This window comes from Bowmanella pacifica (assembly GCF_014645355.1).
Taxonomy (GTDB): domain Bacteria; phylum Pseudomonadota; class Gammaproteobacteria; order Enterobacterales; family Alteromonadaceae; genus Bowmanella; species Bowmanella pacifica.
Map to the genome: position 1 here is coordinate 634,077 of NZ_BMLS01000001.1, position 24,005 is coordinate 658,081.

Here is a 24,005-nt window from a genome sequence, read left to right on the forward strand (position 1 = left end):
ATGGCAGCACCTTGGGAAGGTTAAGTTGCTCCTCTTAATATCCTCGTGTTTATCTGAGTTCTTTTTCTTACCGCAAAGAAAACACGAAGGGAAGACGACCTAACCGAACCAATACGGGCTCAAAATAATCCCATTTGGTTACTGGCCAGCTCGTCAAAGCTGAGATCGACAAACGGCAGGATCCCTTCGGCTACCGGTCTGAGCTGCTTTTCCACATAATGGTCGTAATCAATAGCGCTATGTTGGTATTCCATTGGTTGTGGGCCATCCAGGGTAATCACATAGGTAACCCAGCCCTTGTGTTGGTATTGCAACGGCTTACCTTGCGCATAATTTTGCTCATCCGCTAACCTGGCAGCTCTGGCATGAGGAGGAACATTCTTAACATAGCGAGCCAGCGGCCTTCTCAGGCGTTTACGATAAGTCAGCTGGTTATCCAACTTACCAGCGCGGGTGTCATCGATAATGCCACGAATATAACCGGCCACATCTTCCCCGGCGAATACCCGCCGGTAAAGCTCGTGCTGAAACTGTCTGGCCAACTGCGTCCAGTCTGAGCGCACCGACTCCAGTCCTTTAAACACCAAGACTTCACCGTCCGCCATAGCTTTAAGCCCGGCATAGCGCTTTTTACTACCCAGCTCAGAACCGCGAATAGTGGGCATTAAAAAGCGTTTGTAGTGAGTCTCAAATTCAATTTCCAGATAGCAGTCCAATTGCAGTTCTTCCTGCAGCTTTTGCTGCCAGCGCTGATTAATCATGCTCTCCAGGTGCTGACCAATCTTGGTGGCCGACTCATCTGCCACCTCATCTCCCAGCCAGACAAAAGTCGAGTCGGTATCACCGTAAATCACCTGATAGCCTTCTGCTTCTATCCACTTAGCGGTGGTTTGCATAATTTCGTGGCCACGTAAAGTGATGGAACTGGCCAGCCGGGTATCGTAAAAACGGCAGCCCCCCGAGCCGAGCACGCCGTAAAAGGAGTTCATCAGTATCTTGATGGCCTGTGAACGAGCGGCATCCTTTTGCTTTTTGGCTTCATCTCGCTGCTGCCACAGCCCGGCGATAATGTCAGGTAGAAAGTGCCTATCCCGGGAAAACTGCGCGCCACGAAAGCCTGCTATGGCGCTATCCGGGCAGAGCAAACCTTCAATCAAACCTAGAGGATCTATTTTAAAAGTGCGGATGATGGAGGGATACAGACTTTTAAAATCCAGCACCAACACCTGGCGGTACAAGCCAGGCCTTGAGTCCATAACATAACCGCCAGGGCTGGCCAAACCGCCGTCGGCCGGTAGATTAGGGGCAATATAGCCGGCCCGGTGCAGCTTGGGCAAATACACATTGGTAAAAGCCGCCACCGAGCCGCCGCTGCGGTCCAGTTCCAGGCCGGTTAACTGGCTGCGTAATCTTAAGAAGTCGATCAGACGGGTATGAGCGAAGATCTCCAACACCAACTTACAGTCTTGCAGGTTGTACTTAGCAAGCTTGACCTTGTTATGCAGAAAATCATGCTTGATGATAGCCAGACGATTAGCCACATCCTCGGTATCTTTACCTTTACCTAATAGTTGCTGCGCCACAAATTCAAGGCTGAAGCTGTCAAACTGATAGGTAGCGGTTTTCAGCGCATCAATACCGTCGAGTACGACTCGCCCGGCCATACTGACAAAGCCCTGATTGGCTTCGCGGCCATCGCGCCAGGTAGCAATGCCACCACCGCGCCCCAGCTTGAGCTTAATGCCTTTCAGCTCAGCGCGCTTAAGCAGCAGTTTAAAATCAAAATTAACCACCGCCCAGCCAATAAACAAGTCAGGGTCATAGTCTGCAATGGCAGCCTCCAGCGCTCTGAGTAATGCGGTTTCATCCGTCACCCATTCTATCCAATCGGGGCCTTGCTGCTCCGCACCTATCATAATGACCTTTTGATAGTCATCGGCGGCCAGTCCTATGGAATAAAGCTCCCCTTTTTCACTGCATTCTATGTCCAGCGACAACAGGCGAAATTGCACCTGATGCTCCGCGGCCCGTACTTTGGCATCCATGACTTCCAAATAACCTTGGCGCTGATGCATTGTGCCGGTAAAAGCCAGGCTACCGTAGGCAAAACGCTCCATCAGATAGCGATCAGCCAGACGGATATCATCCTCATAGCAGGTTAACCCCGCCGCTTTTAGTGCTTCTTTGGCCTGATAGACTTGTCCTGGAGAGTGGAAGTACAGACCTCTTACCGACTGTTGAGCAAAGGTCTTCAGCGGCAATGCTTTGGCCGAATAACGAATACCGGCCTGATGAAGCAGGGCGCCGGCTTTATCGGCCTCGTCCTGAGCGATAAAAAACAGCGGTTTTTGCGGCTCGGTCAGCAATCTCACCGGCCCCTGAGGGGTAGCCAGCCATAACTCCAGTAAGGTTCCCTGGTTGGAGTCAAAGCTGTTACGAGTAAGTACAAAACCTGTGTGATGACTGGACAAGAAAGGTTCTCTTGGCGAAATACCGACGGGGAGCAGAAGCCGCTAACCATACCAACGAAAAAGCCCTTAGCCCAACAGCTTTTTAGCCACAACTGGTAAAAAAGCTAGCCAAGCAGTAGGCTTTATAAGCATCACAACCGTCCAGCAAAGGAGCAAAGATGTCTAAGCTGATAGCAAGCGCACTGGCTTTAGCCTTATTGGTAGGCTGCGCCACTTACCATCCCAGTGAAGAAGAATGGCAGACTATGGTAAATGACTTTGTGAAAAGTCAGCAGCTTGAAAGCATTAAGCGAATCACCACCTTTAAACTGGATAGCTGGTATCCCTTAGGTGAACAGAATCTAATACTACGCACTAGCCCGTCGAGATCTTACCTGCTGACGCTGCGAGGGCGCTGTCCGGATTTGGACTTTGCCCAAGCATTGGCCACCGACCAAAGCATCAGCTCACAGTTGGATGCCAAATTTGATGCGGTGTTTGTACCGGGAAAATTCCATGTACGCTGCCCAATAGACAGCATTTACCCCATCAGCAAGGAACAATACAAAGCCTTAACGTCATGGAAAAGCGGCAAGCAAGAAGAGGCCAAGCCTGCCGCAAACTAAATCAAGAACGAGGTGCCATCACAAAGCGCAGTTCACCGCCTTGCAAAATCTGCTGGTGAGTCAGGATAGGGCTTACCAGCTTTTCGCCGTTTAACCACACCGATTGCACGCTTCCCTCACCTTCTTTCTTCACGCTTAGCTGATGGCCATTGGCTAGGCTCAGGGTAGCTTGCTCAAACTGTGGCGTGCCTAGCACGTATTCACCACCGACCGGATTTAGCGGATAGAAGCCCATAGCGCTAAATACATACCACGCCGACATCTGTCCTAGGTCGTCATTGCCGGCCAAGCCATCGGGCTGGGCCAGATACATAGTGTCGCGGATCTCTTTAATACGCGCTTCGCCTTTGTGCTTGTCTGCGGTAAAGGCATACAAATAGGCCACATGGTGAACCGGCTCGTTACCATGGGCATATTGACCAATAAGCCCGGAGATATCCGGCGACACATCACCCTGCATCTCGGAACTGGTGGAGAACAGCTCATCCAGCTTGGCCACAAAAGGGCTTTCACCGCCAAAGAGTTCAATCATGCCAGGTACATCATGGGGTACAAAAAAGCTGTACTGCCAAGCGTTGGCCTCGGTGTAATCGGTGTTGCGATGCTCAACATAAGTGGGGTTGAACGGCGTTACCCATTCACCGTGCTTATCCTTGCCACGCATAAAACCGGTGCTGGCATCAAACAGCGTACGATAACTTTGCGCACGCTGGCTGAACAGCTGGTAGTCGTCTTGCTTATCCAATGCCTTGGCCATTTGCGCAATGGCCCAGTCATCAAAGGCATATTCTAAGGTTTTAGACACCGCTTCCACTTCCAGCTCGGATGGGATGTAGCCGTACTGACGATACAGATCGATACCGAATCTGTCCTGCATAGCCGAGGCCTTAATGGCCGCCATAATATGCTCTGGGTTGGCGCTGGTCAGGCCCTTTAAATAGGCATCCACAATCACGGGTACCGCATGGTAGCCAATCATCACGTCGGTCTCGTTGGACATCAGATCCCAAGTAGGCAGCAAACCTGTCTCGTCATAAAAACCCAGCATGGATTTCACCATATCGTCCACTTTCTCCGGATTGCTGAGGGTCAGCAGCGGATGTAAAGCGCGGAAGGTATCCCACAACGAAAACAACGAATAGCGCCCATAATGCTTATCTTTATGCACCGCGCCATCTGCGCCAAAGAAGGCGCCGTCCACGTCATGGAACACCTGCGGGGCCACAAAAGCATGGTAAAGCGCGGTATAAAACTTGGTTTTATTGGTCTTATCAGCATCCTCAACCTGGAATTTACCCAGCTGATTTACCCAGGCCTGGGCGGCTTGCTGTTTTACCTGCTCAAAACCCAGTTGCGCGGTTTCTGCCGCCAGGTTGGCCTTGGCACCCGCAATGCTGGTGTAGGACAACGCCACCTTAGCTTCGATGGCCTTAGCCGGTTTACCAAAGTTCAGTACAATCTTGCCTTTCTCGGCCTGTAGCTGGTCGCCTTTCACTGCTTGTAAGTCGTTCAGCAACTGATGACTAAAAGGCGCATCAAACTTAGCGACAAAATAGATAGGCTGGTTCTTTGCCCAGCCGGTAGACAGGCGATAGCCGGTGAGTGTGTACTTATCTTCAACCCGTAAAAAGGTCACAACAGGCTTGTCGTAGTTCTGCGCATAGCCCAGATCAAACAACAGTTTGGCGTCCTGCTCACCATCAAAGCGGTAGCGATGCACGCCTGTGCGGGTGCTGGCAGTCAGCTCGGCCTGCACTTGCTCTTCGGGCAGATACAAGCTGTAGTAACCCGGACTGGCGCTTTCCTTATCGTGGCCGTAAGTGGTGAATATGCGCCCTTTGTCATCTTTGGCGCGGGCCTGATAGTCTCCCCTAAAGGGCATCACCAGCACATCCAGCATGTCTCCCACACCAGTACCGGAAAGGTGGGTATGAGAAAAACCCAGCAGAATGTTATCTGAGTAATGGTATCCCGATGTCCAGTCCCAGCCCTTTGAGGGGTTATCCGGGCTCAGTTGCACCATGCCAAAAGGCACTAAGGCACCGGGGAAGGTATGACCATGACCGCCGGTACCGATAAAAGGGTCGACGTAGTCCAGCACCTGCTGCACAGGCAGAGCCTTAGTTTCAGATATCTGTGAAGTAGAGGAGGCGCACCCCAGCGTAGACATCAGCGGTAAGGCCGCAAGGCCCAAAATCAAGCTTTTCGTTTTCATTAATCTTTCAACTTATCTAACCAGTTTTTCTTCAGGAACCAGGTGGTCAGCAAGGCCAGCGTCAACGCCACCAGCATTTCTGTCCATTGTTGGATAACCAGGTAAATAGGCAGGGCCACCAGGCAGATTTGCCAGGCCATGCCAACCAGAATATTGACCATGTCGCGGCCTGGGTGGGTATCGGGATCAAAACTCGGGTCCTGAGCCAGCACCTTGGCCCGAATGGGTCCCCAGCACCCCCAGGGTCTGACCTGACGGTAGAAATCACAGAGCACCTTGTCATCTTCTGCCGGGGTCATAAGGGTGCCAATCACCGAACCGGCAAGGCTTATCAGCAACAGCACAGGGAAGGCGAACAACGGATGGGTGTGCGGCATCAGTAGCGGCAAACACAGTGACGCCAGCAAACCGGCCATCATGCCCCAGAAGTAACCGTAAGCATTAAAGCGCCACCAGTGCCACTTAAGCAGATTGGCTGCGGCATAGCCGCCAAATAACGCACCAAAGATCCACTGCATAATGTCGTTAATACTGGACAACATCAGGCCAAGCCCGACACCCACTACAACCAGAACAAAAGACACCAGATAACTCACCCTGACATAGGTTTGCTTGTCAGCGTCGGGGCGAAAATAACGTTTGTAGATATCGTTAACAAAGTACACGGGCGCTGCATTCAGGGACGCCGCCAGGGTCGACATAAAGGCCGCCAGCAGCCCGGCTATCAGCAGCCCGGTCAGTCCCACCGGCACAAAGTTACTGATGGCATAAGGCAGAATTTGCTCAAAATCGAAAGCGCCGCCCTGGGCCTGAATATCCGGGCCCATATACACTATTGCCAGCACCGTCAGACCGGCCACCATCATATAGCGGGGGAAGAACATCACTAAAGACACCAGGCCGCTCATTTTGGCCGCTTCCTTAGGAGAACGGGTGGCCAGAATCCGCTGCATATCATAGTTGGGCACCGGCCCTGCCATGGAGAACAGCACGCCCTTGAAGAGCATCATCATCACCATCAGGCCGATAAGCTCCAGACTGTCGGACTGAATCTTGTCATTAACACTGTCTATCAGGCCCTGCCAGTTTAAATCCAACTGCCAGCCAAACCAGATATTGTCCCAACCCGCCGGGGTCGCGGCTTCAATTTGCTCAGGGCTGACCAAGTTAATCGCAATAACCCCTACCGCCACTGCAGCAATGGTCATAATCACAAACTGCAGGACTTCGGTGAACACCACCGAGTACATGCCGCCTTTGATGACATACAAGGTGGTAAAGGCAAAGATAATCAGGGCGTAGGTATCGGGGGACAACTGCCAGGGGAAGAATATCGCCGCAAACTTGCCAATACCTTTAAAGGCATAAGCAATAAAGCCGATGGCGCTGACGATAGCGAAGATAACCACCACCAGTTGGCATAGCTCGGCACCACGGCCACTGCCAAAGCGGGTTTGCAGCCACTGGGCACCGGTCATAACATTGGAACGTCGCAGCCAGACCGACAGGTAGACCATCAAAAACACCTGATTAAAGATGGGCCAGATCCAGGGCAACCAGGCACTCTTCAGACCGTAAACAAAACACATGGACACCAGCCACATAGTGCCAGCGATATCGAACATCCCCGAGGCATTCGACACCCCCAGTGCCCACCAAGGGATCTGCTTGCCAGCCAGGAAGTAGGCATTCATATCGCGGCTGGCCAGCTTGGAGATATAGATCCCAAGCCCCAGCGTACCGAGCAGGTACGCGGCGATGATCAGTAGGTCTAACCAAGCCAGGGTCATTGGCCTTGCTCCTGGAATAACGACTGATAGCGAGTACTCACAACCAGCTTTTCAATTTCCGCTTTACTAGTACCCGGCAAGGCCAGGTGAATGCGCTTGCTTTGGCCGGGCAACAAGTCAAAGAAGTTGTCGGAAAAATTGCCGGCCACGCCGTCTATCTCCACATGGCATTGGCGTACCAAAGAGGAGCTCTGCAAGGTCAGGGTCAGGCTTTGCTCGCCCACCAGGCTTGTCACCTCAAGGTTAGGCGCGCTGAGCGCTTGTTGCTTACTGGGCACAAAGTAAAACAAGCTGTCGGTAAGTTCCTGCCCCTGGCTATCAATCAGCACAGCCTGCAGTACCACTTGATTGGGGTTATGTGTAGCCAGTAGCTCCGTTCTGGGCAGCATAGCCACCTCAGCACTGCCATTGGCTGGTGTGCTGATGGGCTGCTCTTTTTGCCACAGCTGATTGCCACTGAAGTCCAGCAAGGTCAAATCTACTCTGGCATTAATTGAATGCAAGCGATCACTAACAAGTCTGATACGAATGCTTTCCTGTACCTCATCGATAACCAATAAGTCGGTACGGAAACTGCGCTTGGCCTGATAGTGCAGGGCCTTCCAGCGACCATAATAATCAATACCGGACCAGGACGCGGCTGGCCAGGTGTCATTGAGCTGCCAGTAGAGCGTGCCCATACAAAATGGCTGCGCCGCCCGGTGTGCTTCAAAGGCCAATTTCAGTCCTTCGGCTTGCTGCACCTGACTTAAAAATAGCAAACGGGCAAAATTTTCCGGCGCGCTATATTCTGTTTCCATATAGCTACGGATAAGGCCGTTGCCGCGCGGGTGCTTCTGATGCACCTTCAGAACCTGCGAGTCCAGTTGCCAGTCCTGTTGTTCGGTAAACTTCGCCATGGAAGAGGCCAGCGGAAAAGACTGGAAGCCAAATTCACTCATAAAACGTGGGATGCGTTTCTGGTACTCGCTAAAGGGCTCTTCACCATGCCACACCCCCCAATAATGGTGATTACCCATATGATCCATATCTTCTTCCCAGAAGCCTATGGGGGAGGAGCGCAGATAAAAACGTCCGGCATCAAGCTTTGCCACCGCCTCTGGCAGGCACTGGTCAAATAAACGAATGTAGTCATCTTTCAAGCGGGCATACAGGGCATCGCTATAGCCAAATTTCTCCGGCCACTGCCAATGTTTAATCCCCATATCTACTTCATTGTTACCGCACCATAACGCCAGGCAGGGATGATTGCGCAGGCGCTTAACATTGTACTCAGCTTCCTCTCGTACATTGGCGAGGAAGGCCTCATCGGCCGGATACAAAGTGCAGGCAAACATAAAGTCCTGCCAAATCAAAATGCCATGTTCATCGGCCAATTGATAGAACACCTCATCCTGATAAATACCACCGCCCCATACCCGCAGCATATTCATATTGGCATCCACCACTGCCTTGAAATCCTGCGCGTGGCGCTCTGGCGTCATACGGTGTACAAAGCTGTCACCGGGAATATAGTTAGCGCCTTTCATAAACACAGGCTGGCCATTTACGCGGATAAAGAAAGACTGGCCCATGGCGTCATCTTCGTTCACCACTTCCAGGGTACGAAGACCAATGCGCTGCTGTTTGCTATGTAGCGCTTGATTGCCAATCAGCAAAGTAAAACTGAATTCATAAAGATAAGCGTCCCCTAAGCCATTGGGCCACCAAAGCTGTGGGGAAGCTAAGTCAAAATCCAGCCGCTGGACGTTTTCGCCCACACCCAGTTGTACGGGGATTTGTTTATTCAGCTGCGGTGCCTGAGCACATTCCACCTGTAAGATGGCCTGCTCCGCCACTGCCGATTGCATACTGATAGCAAAACTGAAACGGGCTTGTGCGGCATCCAACTGATGCTGAACAAAATGCGTATCGGTGATCTGACAGGCCGTTATGCCCTGCAGATAAATAGGTCGCCAGATACCGCTGGTGACAAACCTTGGTCCCCAGTCCCAGCCGAAGTGGCAAGGGGCTTTGCGACAATAAACACTGAGTTTGTCCTCAGACTTGTCGTTCTCAGCGGGATAGGCAAAGCCAGCCTGTTGGTACTGCGGCAGCACTTCCTTGATGGGAGAGCGAAAACGTATCTCCAGCAGGTTCTCACCTTCTTTGAGCAAGGATTTGCACAAAAAATGCTGCCCAATAAACATATTCTGACTTTCGGCCAGCTTATGGCCGTTCAGATACAAGTCACAAAAGGTGTCCAGGCCTTCGGCAACCAGTTGAATATCCTGGTACTGCCACCAATCGGCGCTTAGGTTAAAGCGTTTCTGGTAGTGCCAGTCTTCTTGCTCAATCCATTGCAGCTTGGTTTCATTGTCGCGGTAGAAAGGCTCATCTATCAGACCATTGGCCAGAAGATCGGTGAAGTTGCAGCCCGGTACCTGAGCAGGAAGCCAGGTTGCGGCGTTGGCCTGACGAAACTGCCAGTCACCACATAGATCCAGACGCTGGCCATAATGCATGGATGAATTCGTAATCATAATACTCTTAGAAAATAAAAATGCTGCGGTGACCGGATCACATCCGGTTTTCCGCCTGACACCGGGCCACCATATCGGCCACCCAGCTTTGATTTACCCTGCCCTTATCCAATAGTGCTGAATAACTGTGCACCGACCAGGCTTGTGCTTTGTTTTGCAATGCTGGCAGCAGGCTATCCAGCACCGCGGTATGAATACCGCCGCCCACCACCAACTCAATGCGCCCGGCGGCTTGTTCAAGCAGTGCGCTTAACACTGGCAGTCCTTGCAACGCACCCTGGCCGCTACCCCAGGGGGTACCGGCGCTAAGCACACGGCTGATACCCAGTTCAATCAACTGTTCGAGGGCGAGCTTAGGGTTGGCAATGGCGTCAAAGGCGCGATGGAAGGTCACTTGCAGCGATAACTTTTTGGCTAACTCAACCAGGGGTTTAAGGCTTGCCATATCCAGCTCAGCCTGCTGGTTCAAGATCCCTAGCACCACACCGTCAGCACCCTGCTCAGCGGCCAGATAAATGCTTTCCCGCATCTGCTCTAGCTCATTAGAGGCATAACAAAAATCACCACCGCGAGGGCGAATCATCACGAGCATGCCGGGCACCTCCGCAAAGGCCTCCCGGGCAATCTGCATAGCGTCACTGCTGGGAGTCAGGCCGTCATGCTGCATCTGCCCGCATAGCTCTATACGAACCGCGCCGCCCAGGCGGGCCGCGCGCACATCTTCACCTAGGTGCATCAGGTCGTCGGCATTAATACAGACTTCCAGTCCTCTCATGGCAAGATCTCCAAACCACCCAAACGCGCCTCAATGGCCTGTTTTCCATCGCCCTGCAAGGCGATACGAACCAGCTTCTTACCTGCCAATGACTGCAACGACACTGTCTGTGTTGACCAGTCCTTGGCGGCATCAAGCGGCAATTGCAGGGTTTGTCCGTCTGCGGTTTCAAGTAATAGCGACAAGCCATTGCTTTGGCCACGGCTGGTAACTAACAAGCGACTTGTGCCGCTGAGTAACAGCTCGGTGGCATATAAAGGTGCGTATGCTTTATCGCCTTGGGGCTGGGTCACAGCCAGACTGCTGCCACCGTTAAAGGCATCATCAAAGGCAAAGTGCAGCTTTATGGCGCCCTCATTGGCAAATTGCCAGGTCGGCAGTGGCTCCTGATAGGCCATATTAGTCCAGGGGCCGCCTTGCTTTTTCCCTTGCTGCCACCAATGTTTACCTTGGCCGGTATTAAAATAGGTCACCAAGGGCAGGCTGCTGAGGGTGGATTTAGCCGGCAAGTAGCCACCCAGCCCTTTCCAACCCTGACTGTCAACTTTGGCCAGATTTAAATCGTCACCGGCAAACAGCCGCACCTCGGTGGTATAAAAGGCCTGCTCGTCATCGGCATTTTTTGGGAACTGGCTAAAAGCCGGGGTATGCGACTCGCCGTCAAAGTTGTAATTCACATTGGGAGCAAACAAGGCGATAGAGGCCAGCGCCTGGCTGTCTTCAAACAGCCAGTCCAGCCACTGATGGCGGCTAAAGGCACGCTGTGCATTGCGACTGGGCCAAAGGTCGGCCCCCACATACACATCAAACGGGCTGCGCCCTAATTCTTGGGCCTTGGCTACCGAGGCATGGACCATTTTCTGATCCCACCAATAGTTTAAAAAGATGGCGTCTGATGAGCGTACCTTATCCTGCAGATATGCTTGGTTTTGGTCATTGAGTTGGTTCTGCCAGCGCACTTCGCCACTGGCAACCATGGCGTCATACCAATGAATTTCCATGCCTTGCGGGGCGTTAGCGGTCAGGTATTGCACAAAAGCCAGCATACGCGAGGCCAGCGCCTCGCCTCTTGCAGCGTCCTTTTGCCCTTTAAGCAACTGGTTGTTGTTATCTTTAACCGCGGTGAGGTCGGTTTCCTGATTAATCAGCCAACCGTCAAAACCATAAAAGTTGGCTATCTCTATCAGGCGGTCTGCCACCACAAAGCGCCCTTGTGCATCTTGTTCCAGCAAAGCTTCGGCGGTATCGGCACTGCCGCCCCATTGGGCAACCCCCAGAAATACCGAGCCTATGACCTTAACGCCATTTTTATGGGCGGTTTCCACCCAAGGGCGGGCCGGGATCTGAATACCTAAATCGGCAGTACCGGCAAACCAGTTGAGCACATCAATCTGTGACCAATGCGTAAAGTTATACAAGTTAAACTGAGGCTGAGTGTGCAGGTAATTGGCAAAATTGTTCATGCCATCCGGGGCATACAACACCTTAGCAGGTGAAGCCTGCTGCCCGTCCAGTAAGGCGGGAAAACGCCGGGCCAGTGGCACCGCAGAAACGTTCTCAATACTGGCCTCGGCCGGTGTCCAGGCTTTGGCTTGCGAAATGGTCAGCGCAAATGGTGGCTGGTCATGCAATATCCCTTGGCTGTCAGCCTGCAGGGATGCGGCAAACAGCGCAGCACTTAACATCAGAGTCTGAAGTAACAAGCCGACACGCATCAAGCCTGGCCTCCCAGCAAACTCTTACCGTCAATTAGCTGGGCACCGCTTTGCTGGCGAACCGCATAGTTAAAGCCACTTTGAATACAGTAAGCGCCGTATTCGCCGCGTTTATTCAGGGCTAAAAAGCCCACCTGGAACTGGGCATAGTCGCCCAGTTTTCTGGCAATCCGCTCGACTGCCTGACGGCAGGCCTGTTCGGGGCTTGCGCCCTGGCGCATCAATTCCACCACCAAATGACAACCGACGGTTTTAATCATCAGCTCGCCCATGCCGGTGGCAGTGGCGGCGCCAACTTCGTTATCCACATACAAACCGGCACCGATTAACGGCGAGTCGCCCACCCGACCGTGCATCTTGTAAGCCGCACCACTGGTAGTACAGGCGCCGCTAAGATTACCGGCTTCGTCCAGGGCGAGCATGCCGATGGTGTCGTGGTTCTCGATATTGATCATCTGCACTTTCTGGTCTTTTAGCCATTGTTGCCAATCGGCTTCGGACTCGGGGGTCAGCAGGTTCTCTTCTTTAAAACCCTGCTCCAGGGCAAATTGCTTGGCGCCATCGCCCACCAGCATCACGTGGGGAGTCTTTTCCATCACCAAACGCGCCACCGATATCGGGTGTTTAATATCCTGCAAAAACGCTACCGAGCCGCAATTCATGTTTTCATCCATAATGCAGGCATCCAGGGTTACCTTGCCGTTGCGATCCGGATAGCCGCCGTAACCTACAGTACGCACTTTAGGGTCGGCTTCGGGCACACGAACACCGGCTTCTATTGCATCCAGTGCGCGACCACCTTTTTCCAGTACCTGCCAGGCCGCTTCATTAGCCGGGGTACCATGCTCCCAGGTCGACACCACAATGGGCTTGTTGACCTTGGTGGATGCACCAGCAAACTTAGGCATCAGCATGCCAACTGCACCGGTAATGGCTGATAGTTTTAGAAAGTCGCGTCTTGAACTCATCGCTGTTCCTTACTTTTGTTCATCTGCTTATGGGATTGCTGGGCAAACAAAATGGCCCCCTGCTGCGGGCTTGCCAGTGCCGGGCCAACCGTCATCACCAGTTGTGGGTCAAGCCAGGGTTTGATGCGTTCGGTAATACCGCCGATCATGGCCAAACGAGTCACGCCGCAAGCCAGTAAACGTCGGATCACCTGATTGATAAAGGCCGCACCTTGTTGAATCAGACCCAAACTGACCTTATCCCCCACATCTGCCTGCTCAAACACCAGCGGTGCCAGCTTGGCGTAGTCAGTCGCCGTGGCATGCATAAACGCCTCGGCCAGTTCGGTGGCGCAGCGCGTTTCCAATAGTGCCTGGGTTAAGCTGGTAGATAGGCCCACACCGTCAGCATCCAGCAATACCGCTTTAACGGCTTCAAGGCCAAACCAGGCGCCACTGCAAGTTGCATTGATAGGGAAGCCATAGCCACCAACCTGAGTCAGCTTACCTTTACAGGCCGCCAAAGAACTGAATCCGGTGCCCAGTATAATCACACCGCCATCCATGCCCTGATGGGCACCAAGGGCGGCGGCGTGCAAATCGGTGGTGAGATACAAAGCCGCAAAGGGGTGCTGCCAGGCCTGCATTTGCTCTTGCATCTGCGGCAAGTGTAAACCAGCAAGACCACCACCAACCACCAGGCGTGTCATGGCGTTATCATCCAGCCCAGCTTCATGCAGCGCATCTCGGGTGGCCTTGATAATGGAGTCCTTACACTGCTGTACGCCGTACACAGGATTAGCCGGACCGCCCTTGCCCTGCCCTAGAGTCTTACCCTGTTCATCCTGAATCATCACCCGGCAGTGACTACCACCACCATCAATGCCCATAAACAGGGGAGCGTGCTGTTGCAGGTTTTTGGTCTTCACACAAACCTCATTGCTGTTTGGTTCACTCGCCGAACCGCCATATCACCGGCAGAGTGAAAAACCTATGACGCTGCAGCGTCTTGGCACCACCTCTACCAAACATAATGCCGCAGCAGGCGAGTCATCCTGTGCGGCCACTTTCCTTTCAACAGAAAAGCCAGCGGCATAGCCGCCGGCTAACGGGCTTACAGGTCGGGACCAATAAGCTCAATTTCTGCAATTTGCATCAGGGTATCATCACCTTTGTTTTTGGTGATGTTGATGCGATAAGTGTTAAACGCAAACCCGTTGCCCATTTCAAACAGCTTGCGTTCATAACGATTGTCCCAGGACTCACCAATCCAGCTCCCCAGACGAGTCCAGGTCACGCCGCCGTCATTGGAGCCTTCAATATTGAAGTTCTCAGGGTCACGACCGTCGGCATCGTTGGCGCTGGTTATAGCAATGCTGCTGACAATCTTAGCTTGTGGCAGGTCCACCTGGATCCAGGAAGGATCTTCCTCACTGGGTGCACCTTTCCATTCGTTATGGTCAAGCCACTTGGTTTCAATATTGTCGTCGAAGGCCATGGCTCCGGCTTCAGCCTCACCAATTGCGTTACGCACGCTCACCTCAGCACCTGGTGTGGATGAATGGTCAACCGACTGATACTGCGGACCAATCAGCTCAATCTCAGCCACTTGCATCAGGGTGTCGTCACCTTTGTTTTTGGTGATTTCTACCCGGTAATGGCTAAAGCCCAGGTCATTACTAAAGGGGAAGACGCGACGTTCAAAGCGCTCATCAAAGCCTTCGCCAATCCAGCTAGCCAAGGTTACCCAGTTCTCACCGTCGTTTGAGGCTTGAATATTGAAGTTTTCCGGGTCGCGGGCATCGGCATCATTGGCACTGATCATGCCCAGCTTATTCACTGCAACAGGCGCAGGGAACTGCACTTCAATCCAAGACGGGTCTTCAACTGAAGGCGCTCCTTTCCACTCGTTGTGATCCAGCCACTTGGTTTGTGCATCGCCATCAAGAGCCATATCACCCGCTTCGGTGTCGCTGATAGCGTTACGGAAGGTCACCACTTTGCCGTCCATCAGGGCATGGTTGAGATCCGGCAACTTGGGTCCGACCAAACCGATTTCGGCAATCTGCATCAGGGTGTCATCCCCCTTGTTCTTAGTGATGTTCAGCTTGTAGGAGCTGAATGCCAAACTGTTGGCTACGCTAAACTGACGACGCTGATGGCGTTCATCAAAACTCTCGCCAATCCATTCGGATAAAGTGAACCAGTTTTCACCGTCGTTAGAGCCTTGCAGATTGAAGTTTTCAGGATCGCGACCTTCTGCATCATCGGCACTGGTTAATACCAAGGTATCCACTGCCTTAGGCTCAGGCAGATCGATTTGTACCCAGGACGGGTCTTCAACGCTGGGCGCACCTTTCCAATCGTTATGATCCAGCCACTTGGTTTCGATCTTGTTGTCAAAGGCCATGGTTTCGGCTTCAGCATCGCCGATGCGGTTGCGAGCGGTAATATTTGCGCTGCCTACCGGGTCGGTGTGATCAGCGCTGGTGTAGATGGGCCCGACAAACTCCACTTCGGCAATTTGCATCAGGGTGTCATCACCTTTGTTTTTGGTGATGTTCAAACGGTAGTGAGTAAACTCCAATCCGTTTACAAAGCGGAATTCCTTACGCTCATAACGCTCGTCAAAGGTTTCACCAATAAACTCGGCCAAAGTCAGCCAGTTTTCACCGTCATTAGAGGCCAGCACCTGGAAGTTCTCAGGATCACGAGCCGGGGCGTCATTAGCACTGGTAATAAACAGGCTGCTTACCGCCTGCGGCTCGGCAAACTGCACTTGCAACCAGGATGGGTCTTCAACGCTTGGCGCGCCTTTCCATTCGTTATGATCTAACCACTTGGTTTCAACGTCACCGTCAAACACCATAGTTTCCGCTTCTGCATCGCTGATACGGTTGCGACCAGTAATGATTGCCGAGGCTAAATTGACCTCGTTAGTCACTTCCCGAACCGGCCCTGAGCTGGTGTCGCTGTCTAAAAACGCCAGTGACAGATCAATTACGCTATCCGCAGTAAGTGAAAGCTTGTCTAAATAAGGCACCGCACCAACAGACGCCAACATACGTTCACGCAGCGGCGTCAGTACACTGACGTCCCCTTCTTGCGCGATGGCAATGGCACCGGCCACCTCACTCATTAAACCGCTGAAGCTCTCCCCTTCAGTGATATTGGCAAAAGCCGCGTTAGCTAATGACAGCTTGATAATATCGCCACTAACCAGGGTATCGACACAAACCTCTTGGGTAACCGGGTTACCCTCGTTATCAGTTATGGGATTGCCATCTTCATCAACCTGCGCCACATCTTCGCAGTTTTCCCCGGTGACAAAATTGTCGTAGGACTCTGCACTGACCAGTTCGGAACTGAACACATTAGCTTTGGCACTAATGCCAAGCGCTTTCAGCAAGGTTTGCGAGTTATCAGCCAGGGCCAGTTCGTAAAGAGGACGTACTGACACATTACGGCCACCCGCGACCTGCTCGGCCACCAGGGTTGAGGCCACTGTGGTCAGGGCATTAGCCTGGAAGCTGGCATCAGCCACACCATCGGAACTGCTGGCATAAGGTACTTGCACATAAGTAAGGGTGGTAAACTTAGTGCCCTCAAGTGGTGCGCCAGACAGCATACCGCCCATATCAACACCGGCACAACTGATGGCATCACACATCATGCTGGTACTGGCATCGGCCGTGACATCCACCTTAAACATACCGTTAATACCAAAGCCCTGCTTAGCTTCCACGCTAAAGCTAACCCTACCGTAGGTATCGGTTTTGCTCTCAGAGCCCATTGTAATCTCGGTGCCATTCATCTGTGACACAGTGACCAGCGCATTACTCAGGGTACCTTTTACCGCCGAGCCACTAATATCTGCCGAGGTAGTATCAATCACTACCGGAATATCTGCCGGGTCCGCATCACCTGCACCACCACATCCATACAAACCGCTCATGGCGAGCGCAATCACTGCATACAACTTGTTGTTTTTAAAATGTTTCATTGTAATTCCTCTGAATCTTTTTACGGCAGCCTGCGTTTGCAGGCTGGCCCTTAGAACCTGTAGGTAGCACCCATATAGAAACGACGACCACTGTAGGCATTCTGGATAAAGCGATTATCCGTATCGTTGCCCAGGTGTCGGTAGGTGTCCGATTTGGTCAGGTTGATCACTGAGGCTGACAGCACCAGATTGTCGGTGAGGTTATAGCTGGCGTTGATATCCACCTGGTCATATTTGGCCGTGTAATAGTTGGTATCCCAATAACTGTTATATCCACCAACAGTCGGGCCACGTTTGTTATAGGAGGCCCTGACGCTGAAGAGGTCGTCTTCATAAAACGCGGAGAAGTTCATTTGGTATTTGGAACTACCAATTAACGGCGAGGTACCAATCTTCTCACCGTTGTCGGAAAGATCGGCTTCATTAGTCTTGTTGCTGGTATAGTTGGCATAAAGACCAAAACCATTGTCGAAGAAGTGCTGCCAGAACACTTCTGTCCCAGTTGACGTAGAGTCACTGCCATTTGCCGTGGTGCCAAAGTCGCGAATGGTTAAATCATCTCCGCCGGCTCTAACCACTTCACCGCCAGCATGTTCCAACACAAATTCCATTTCTGGCGCGCTACGCTTCACATCGATTCTCAGCGGCACGATGAAATTGTCGATCTCCTTGCGGAAGAAAGCGATCCCAAAACCAGAACCTTCCCCATAGTAATATTCCAAAGACGTGTCAAACTGGGTGGACTCCATCGGTGCCAGGTTGGTATTACCGCCGCCGCCATACCAACCTTCGGTGTCTTTAATCAAGTCAAAGTTAGGCGCTCCGGCCCGGTCACTGGAGTATTCATTGGAGGTATAAATCAGCTCCTGATATTTACCTAAATCATCGTATCCTGGTCTGGACATAACTTTGGCTGCAGCAACCCGCCACACCCAATTATCATCGATGTCCCAAACCAGGTTAAAGCTGGGAAGTAACTTGTTTTCGGTGTTTTCTTTTTCGATATAAACAAAGTTCTCTACCCGCTGCTCATCGATAGGCAAATCGTTTCCGTCGTCATCCTTCCAATCCAAGCGATAAACAATTTTGTCCGACGAGCCAGAAACGGTGGTAGTGCGAACATAACGCAGACCCAGGTTTCCGCGCAGACTCTTATAACGATAATCAGCCTGCATATAGGCAGCAGCAATTTCCTCTTCTACGCCGTATACATAATTTGGCTCAATACGGGTGTATTTAACAAAGTTGTCCACCAGATGCTGTTGGTACTTATGCCAGTCAACGGCTGGGAACAAATTAGTATTGATTACGTCAGATAAATTACCCAAGGATTCAGGTTTAATCACTGTGGTAATATCGGGAATACCATCATGGCGAGAGTAATCATCATCCAGACTCACGCCACCACTGGCCTCAGCTGCCGCAATATCAAAGTCCGGAGCCAGATAGAAAGTATTACGGGTATCGCGATGAATCTCGCCCTTACGGTATTTACCACCAAAACGTAAGGTATCTACAATGCCCCAATCAACATAGTAATCCACATCCAGGCTGGCGTATTTCTCTTCCTGCGTGCCAGTAACAAAGCTTGAATCTGTTGCCCCCACATCAGGATCCCCACCAATACCTGCCACCAGATTATTGATCATATTAGGATCCATATAGGTGGTCATACGATGGCCGGACAGATCATAGCCATAAAACAACGATGCTTCTTTTGCGTAGTAAGCTGCGCGGTACTTTTCGGACGGGCCGCCCTCTGCCTCGGTTTTACCAAAGGTCAGTTTAGCTTTGTAGTTGTCCCCCTCGTAAGTAGCATAAAAATCGAAAGTGTCAGAGGTAGACTCTTCAGCAATATACTCACCATTAATACGTGGAATATCGGCAATTTCCTGCGCACCGCTTACACCAACCGAGTAATCAATACCTGTAACATATTGCGCCTCAGCATCCACACGAACATCAGTCCAGTACTTATCTCCATTGTGCCATTCAGGGTATTCAAGTTGATTTAGTATTGCATCTTGACCCAAGGTAAAACGGAAGTAGTTCATACCAAACTCAAGGCTGTCGGTTACCCGCCACTGGGCTGTAAACTGATAGCCTTCGCGTTCACGGTTTTCTTCCCAGATTTCCTGCACCATACTTTGCGGCGCATAGCCTTGCGCGCCACCTTCAACCACTTGATTATCTTTGCGTTCCTGGTACAGGAGGTTTGTATTGATGATATTTACCCTGGAGCTTTGCGAGCCATTGGTACGGTCCTGGCGGGTATAGCCAAACAACATACCGAAGTTTTCATCGTCGTTTTTCCAGGAATAAATACCACTGAATTGCGGCTCATACTTATCAGTGATATCTGAGTTGGTGTACTCCACATTCAGTACACCGGAATTTTTATCCATACTCAGCGGCTTACGGCTGTGCATTAACACTGTACCGCCAATGCCGCCTTCATCCAGACGGGCTTCGGAAGATTTAAACACTTCCACCCGCTCAATCATGGTGGATGGCAGCAAGGCGTAGGAAAAAGAGCGCGAAGGCTCGCCGGGAGAAGACGCAATAAAGTTACCGTTTAGCTGGGTAAAGGTGAGATCTGAGGACAAACCACGAATACTTACCGTAGCCCCTTCTCCACCGTCACGCTGAATAACCACACCAGGAACACGCTGCAATGAATCTGCCACGTTTTTATCCGGAAACTTACCAATATCTTCGGCGGTGATGGCCTCCACCACCGAATTGGACAGACGTTTAACCGCCAGGTTTTCAGATGCCGAGGCACGAATACCACGAATCTGAATCACTTCGGTCTCTTGGGCTTGTTGTTGCTCATCAGTTTCCTGTGCCTGGGCATGCGCCCCTATTGCAGTCAACACTGACAAGCACAGCAGGGATTTGGCAAAACCTCTTGAGGGTGAGGTATTTTTTGTTGTGTTCCAGGTAGCCATTGGCTTCTCCACTTGCATGAATGTAATCGTAAACACAGAATCAACAACAAGACTAAATAAGCCTTTAATTTCAGTGAATTACACTTTTACTTAAAATCTCTCGATTACAATTGACCACAAAACCAAAATGTAATCGATTACAAACTGGATAAAATACTAGCCCCCTGGCTACAAGCTGTCAACGTTCCAAAAGGTTAGCAATAACATTTTTTTAACCAAAGAAGTTAACCCCAACCCAGAAAAAACAAATAAAACACTAATTTATATGAACTTTTTGAAATTAGAGAATTGGAAGCAAAAGCAGAAATGATGTTTAAAAATGTTACTTTCAGAAACCAAGAACAGGCCGTTCAGATTTTAACCGGCCCGGTACTTCCTCTTTCCAAAAGCTGAAATGGCAGGATTTCGCGCGTTCGCTGCAAAGGCTGACGATTAATCAGCTGCGCCAATACATCGACCGCACGACGGCCCATCTCATAGGCAGGCTGATCAACCGTTGTCAGAGGCGGGTCCATATAAGCCGACACTTTGACATTATCAAAGCCGGTAATAGACACATCTTGTGGTACACGCAGCCCTCGACGCTTGAGTTCATACAGGGCACCAACGGCAATATCGTCATTAAAACAAAAGACAGCCGTAGGCGGTACTGGCACATCCCGGTCAAATAACTGCTGTATCCCTTCAATACCAGTCTCTATACGGTAGCTCCCTCCCACCAGCATATTGTCAGCAAAATCTATCCCTTCTTCCTTTAGTACGCTCTTGATACCGGCGAGTCTGTCGTGGTGGATCTGGCTGGTTCGCTGCCCGGCAATAATGCCAAAACGACTGTGTCCATAGCTAATCAAATGATGGGTCAATGCTCTGCCCGCGGCATAGTTATCCAGCTCGATAAAAGGATAACGACGCTCACCTTCAATACGTTCACACACGCTGACCATAGGCACCTTTTCGGCCAAAGCCGCATCGTTGGCGGAAAAAGGAAAGGAGTGATCGAGCTGTATTAATCCGTCGGCCCTGTTGGTCAGTACCATACTGGCGTACTCATGTTCACGACTAGCTTTCCCCTGGGTATCGCCCAGTAGTACCGAATATCCCTTTTCTTGCGCGCCCTGCTCTATACCTTCGATAATTCGCATAAAGAAAGGGTTAACCAGGTTAGGTACCAATACCACAATAGAATTAGATCTGCCTGTTTTCACGCTAGTGGCCAGCCAGTTCGGCCGATAGCCCGCTTGCTGCACAGCCTTCATCACCTTCTCTCGGGTATGTTCGGTCACCAGCTCAGGACTCTTGAGGGTTCTGGACACTGTTGCGGTTGAAACACCGGCTAACTCACTTACCTTCTTTATATTCGTCATGAATGCTAACTATTCCTGTTGTTTACTGGCCCTTTCCATTGGCTGGGGCGATACGCGCAGTCCATCTGTTTATATGATTTCACCCCATAAAGGCAATAGCAAGCAAAGATGTAATCGATAACACAAGTTGCCGAAACCAGACAAAATATGGCCTTTAAAAGGATTTATTGCCGTTTAATCTGCTAGTTTTAACCATAATACGATTTTAATCTAGACGCTGCAGATGTAATCGATTACAGTTTTACGAATTGTTAACTTGACCCAGCTGCGTATTGCACATTTGGGTCACAATTGAGTGGAAAACATGATGATGCGTAATGCCTGCCTTGTCGCTGCCAGCTTGTCCTTGCTGGCCTGTGCCAACCAGACAGCCCAGATGTCGCCCCAATCCCAAGTTAATCTGGTGGCCGACGATTTGGTTCAATATGTTAACCCCCTGATGGGTACGGACTCCAAGTTCAGTTTGTCCAACGGTAACACTTACCCGGCCATCGCCACCCCATGGGCCATGCATTTTTGGACCCCAATGACCGCACCAATGGGTGATGGATGGGCTTATAAGTATGACGACGATACCCTGCGTGGTATCAAGCAAACCCATCAACCCAGCCCCTGGTTAAATGACTATGGTGCATTTTCCTTTATGGCGGTAACAGGTTCGCTGAAATTTAAAGAAGACGAGCGCGCCTCATGGTTTTCCCACAAAGCAGAACACGCCAGCCCGGACCACTACTCAGTCTACCTGGCCGACTACGACACAACCATGGAAGTCACTCCCATGGAACGCGCCGCACAATTTCGCTTCACTTTTCCGGACAGTGACCAGGCTTATATTCTGCTAGATGCCTTTAACAAGGGCTCTATGGTTAAGATTTTGCCTGAGCAGCGCAAGATTATCGGCTATGCGCGCAACAACCACGGCGGTGTCCCCGACAACTTCCATAACTATTTTGTGGTGCAATTCGACAAAGATTTCGAGCTCACCCATACCTGGCACAACGACTGGACGCTGCAGGAAAACAGTCTGCAGAGTGAAGGCGAGCACGTCGGCGCCATTATTGGCTTTAAAACCAAAAGGGGCGAGCAGGTACATGCCAAGGTCGCCTCGTCTTTTATTAGTTTGGAACAAGCCGAGCTTAACCTGAGTCGTGAAATCGGCCAGGACAGCTTTGCTCAAACCCAAACTAAGGCCAGACAGACCTGGCAGAAGGAGCTATCCAGAATCCGGGTTGAAGATCAGGATCTTGACCAGGTACGTACTTTTTATTCAGCTTTGTACCGGGTACTACTCTTCCCCCGCAAGTTCTATGAATACGATGCGAACAACCAGCTAGTGCACTACAGCCCCTATAACGGTGAGGTGCTGCCAGGCTATATGTTCACCGACAACGGCTTCTGGGATACCTTCCGTGCCGTGTTCCCTTTCTTCACCCTGATGTATCCAGAGCTGGATGCCCAGGTTATGGAAGGTTTGGCAAACACCTATAAAGAATCTGGCTGGCTGCCGGAATGGGCAAGTCCAGGCCATCGTAACGTCATGGTTGGTTCAAACTCCGCCATCAATATCGCTGATGCCTATTTGAAAGGGATCCGTGGTTTCGATATGGAAACCTTGTATGAAGCAGTCAAGAAAAACGCCGAGGTGAATGAGGGGCGTCCCATGACATCTGTCGGCCGTGAAGGTGTGGATTACTACAATAAGCTTGGCTATGTACCCTACGATGTGGGTATTAATGAAAATGCGGCTCGCACCTTGGAGTATGCCTTTGCAGACTTCAATCTATATAAGCTGGCCAAAGCCTTAGGTAAGGACCAGGATGCCGAGTTATTCCGTCAGCGCTCACTGAATTACCGCAATCTGTTCGACAGTGAAACCGGTTGGATGCGCGGCAAGAATGAAGACGGTAGCTTCCAGGCTCCCTTTAACCCACTGAAATGGGGTGATGCCTTTACCGAGGGTAATGCACTGCACTATACCTGGTCGGTTTTCCACGATATTGAAGGACTCAAACAGTTGATGGGCGGACAACAAGCCTTTATCAACAAGCTGGATCAGGTCTTTGATATGCCGCCGCTGTTCGACGACTCTTACTATGGTTTCACCATTCACGAAATCCGCGAGATGCAGATCGTCAATATGGGTAACTATGCCCATGGTAACCAGCCTATCCAGCATATGATTTATCTGTACAACCACGCGGGCCAGCCCTGGAAAGCCCAGTACAAGGTACGTGATGTGATGGACAAGCTATATTCCGCCACCCCCGACGGTTACTGCGGCGACGAAGACAATGGCCAGACCTCAGCCTGGTATGTGTTCAGTGCACTGGGTTTCTATCCGGTCACCCCCGGCACACCAGAATATGTGATTGGCAGTCCGTTGTTTGACAAGGTCACCTTAACCTTGGAAGACGGCAAGACCTTTGTAGTCGAGTCCAGCAACAATCAGGCCGACAGCCCTTATATTCAGCAAGCCTGGTTAAATGGCAAGGCGCTGGATAAAAGCTGGCTGAATCATCATGTGATTCAGGCCGGAGGCAAACTGCACTTCGACATGGGACAAACCCCGAACAAAGCCTGGGCAAGCAGTAGTTCAGCCCAACCTTATTCCATGTCACTTGAGGCTTCACGCCCCTAACGTATGGGC

The 24,005-nt window shown here is 51.2% G+C and carries 13 protein-coding genes; 2 read left to right on the plus strand and 11 right to left on the minus strand.

Going from position 1 to position 24,005, the window contains the following annotated elements:
• Nucleotides 1-119 precede the first annotated feature (119 nt).
• Entirely contained in the window at nucleotides 120-2,471 is a 2,352-nt protein-coding gene (locus IEX02_RS02540; RefSeq protein WP_188689832.1) for a DNA polymerase II, read from the minus strand.
• A gap of 158 nt (nucleotides 2,472-2,629) precedes the next feature.
• Between IEX02_RS02540 and IEX02_RS02545 the strand changes: the two genes are divergently transcribed.
• Nucleotides 2,630-3,076, plus strand: a complete 447-nt coding sequence (locus IEX02_RS02545; protein WP_188689836.1) for a DUF6491 family protein — start codon at nucleotides 2,630-2,632, stop codon at nucleotides 3,074-3,076.
• Nucleotide 3,077: 1 nt separating this feature from the next.
• On the opposite strand, the gene IEX02_RS02550 is transcribed toward IEX02_RS02545, so the two are convergent.
• The 10 genes from IEX02_RS02550 to IEX02_RS02595 form a co-directional block, all read right to left on the minus strand.
• Nucleotides 3,078-5,291, minus strand: coding sequence for a GH92 family glycosyl hydrolase (locus IEX02_RS02550; RefSeq protein ID WP_188689839.1), 2,214 nt, complete (start codon nucleotides 5,289-5,291; stop codon nucleotides 3,078-3,080).
• Complete coding sequence (locus IEX02_RS02555) at nucleotides 5,291-7,081, minus strand: sodium:solute symporter family protein (RefSeq protein ID WP_188689843.1); 1,791 nt, start codon at nucleotides 7,079-7,081, stop codon at nucleotides 5,291-5,293. The genes IEX02_RS02550 and IEX02_RS02555 overlap by 1 nt, the downstream gene beginning before the upstream one ends.
• Nucleotides 7,078-9,603, minus strand: a complete 2,526-nt coding sequence (locus IEX02_RS02560; protein WP_188689846.1) for a beta-mannosidase — start codon at nucleotides 9,601-9,603, stop codon at nucleotides 7,078-7,080. The genes IEX02_RS02555 and IEX02_RS02560 overlap by 4 nt, the downstream gene beginning before the upstream one ends.
• Before the next feature lie 37 nt (nucleotides 9,604-9,640).
• Nucleotides 9,641-10,378 (minus strand): copper homeostasis protein CutC, encoded by a 738-nt coding sequence (locus IEX02_RS02565; RefSeq protein WP_188689850.1) that lies wholly within the window; start codon nucleotides 10,376-10,378, stop codon nucleotides 9,641-9,643.
• On the minus strand, nucleotides 10,375-12,093 hold the full coding sequence (locus IEX02_RS02570) for an endo-beta-N-acetylglucosaminidase (RefSeq protein WP_188691740.1): 1,719 nt from the start codon (nucleotides 12,091-12,093) through the stop codon (nucleotides 10,375-10,377). The genes IEX02_RS02565 and IEX02_RS02570 overlap by 4 nt, the downstream gene beginning before the upstream one ends.
• The gene (locus IEX02_RS02575; RefSeq protein WP_188689853.1) at nucleotides 12,093-13,061 is read right to left on the minus strand and encodes a glycosylasparaginase; all 969 of its coding nucleotides are present in this window, start codon (nucleotides 13,059-13,061) and stop codon (nucleotides 12,093-12,095) included. Before IEX02_RS02575 ends, IEX02_RS02570 begins: the two co-directional genes overlap by 1 nt.
• On the minus strand, nucleotides 13,058-13,969 hold the full coding sequence (locus IEX02_RS02580; protein ID WP_229702000.1) for a glucosamine kinase nucleotide-binding domain-containing protein: 912 nt from the start codon (nucleotides 13,967-13,969) through the stop codon (nucleotides 13,058-13,060). Before IEX02_RS02580 ends, IEX02_RS02575 begins: the two co-directional genes overlap by 4 nt.
• Before the next feature lie 185 nt (nucleotides 13,970-14,154).
• Nucleotides 14,155-17,043: a discoidin domain-containing protein gene (locus tag IEX02_RS02585; RefSeq protein WP_188689854.1), complete on the minus strand. Its 2,889-nt coding sequence runs from the start codon at nucleotides 17,041-17,043 to the stop codon at nucleotides 14,155-14,157.
• 50 nt (nucleotides 17,044-17,093) lie between these two features.
• Nucleotides 17,094-19,994, minus strand: coding sequence for a TonB-dependent receptor (locus tag IEX02_RS02590; protein WP_188689857.1), 2,901 nt, complete (start codon nucleotides 19,992-19,994; stop codon nucleotides 17,094-17,096).
• A gap of 350 nt (nucleotides 19,995-20,344) precedes the next feature.
• Entirely contained in the window at nucleotides 20,345-21,358 is a 1,014-nt protein-coding gene (locus IEX02_RS02595; protein ID WP_188689860.1) for a LacI family DNA-binding transcriptional regulator, read from the minus strand.
• Nucleotides 21,359-21,662: 304 nt separating this feature from the next.
• On the opposite strand from IEX02_RS02595, the gene IEX02_RS02600 reads away from it, so the two are divergent.
• Nucleotides 21,663-23,996 (plus strand): GH92 family glycosyl hydrolase, encoded by a 2,334-nt coding sequence (locus tag IEX02_RS02600; protein WP_229702002.1) that lies wholly within the window; start codon nucleotides 21,663-21,665, stop codon nucleotides 23,994-23,996.
• Nucleotides 23,997-24,005 lie beyond the last annotated feature (9 nt).

Bases quoted from the DNA above. Each gene is read 5' to 3' on its own strand.
- IEX02_RS02545 (WP_188689836.1), top strand. From the start codon at position 2,630: ATGTCTAAGCTGATAGCAAGCGCACTGGCTTTAGCCTTATTGGTAGGC.
- IEX02_RS02595 (WP_188689860.1), bottom strand. From the start codon at position 21,358: ATGACGAATATAAAGAAGGTAAGTGAGTTAGCCGGTGTTTCAACCGCA.
- IEX02_RS02570 (WP_188691740.1), bottom strand. From the start codon at position 12,093: ATGCGTGTCGGCTTGTTACTTCAGACTCTGATGTTAAGTGCTGCGCTG.
- IEX02_RS02600 (WP_229702002.1), top strand. From the start codon at position 21,663: ATGATGATGCGTAATGCCTGCCTTGTCGCTGCCAGCTTGTCCTTGCTG.
- IEX02_RS02565 (WP_188689850.1), bottom strand. From the start codon at position 10,378: ATGAGAGGACTGGAAGTCTGTATTAATGCCGACGACCTGATGCACCTA.
- IEX02_RS02550 (WP_188689839.1), bottom strand. From the start codon at position 5,291: ATGAAAACGAAAAGCTTGATTTTGGGCCTTGCGGCCTTACCGCTGATG.
- IEX02_RS02555 (WP_188689843.1), bottom strand. From the start codon at position 7,081: ATGACCCTGGCTTGGTTAGACCTACTGATCATCGCCGCGTACCTGCTC.
- IEX02_RS02560 (WP_188689846.1), bottom strand. From the start codon at position 9,603: ATGATTACGAATTCATCCATGCATTATGGCCAGCGTCTGGATCTATGT.
- IEX02_RS02585 (WP_188689854.1), bottom strand. From the start codon at position 17,043: ATGAAACATTTTAAAAACAACAAGTTGTATGCAGTGATTGCGCTCGCC.
- IEX02_RS02575 (WP_188689853.1), bottom strand. From the start codon at position 13,061: ATGAGTTCAAGACGCGACTTTCTAAAACTATCAGCCATTACCGGTGCA.
- IEX02_RS02590 (WP_188689857.1), bottom strand. From the start codon at position 19,994: ATGGCTACCTGGAACACAACAAAAAATACCTCACCCTCAAGAGGTTTT.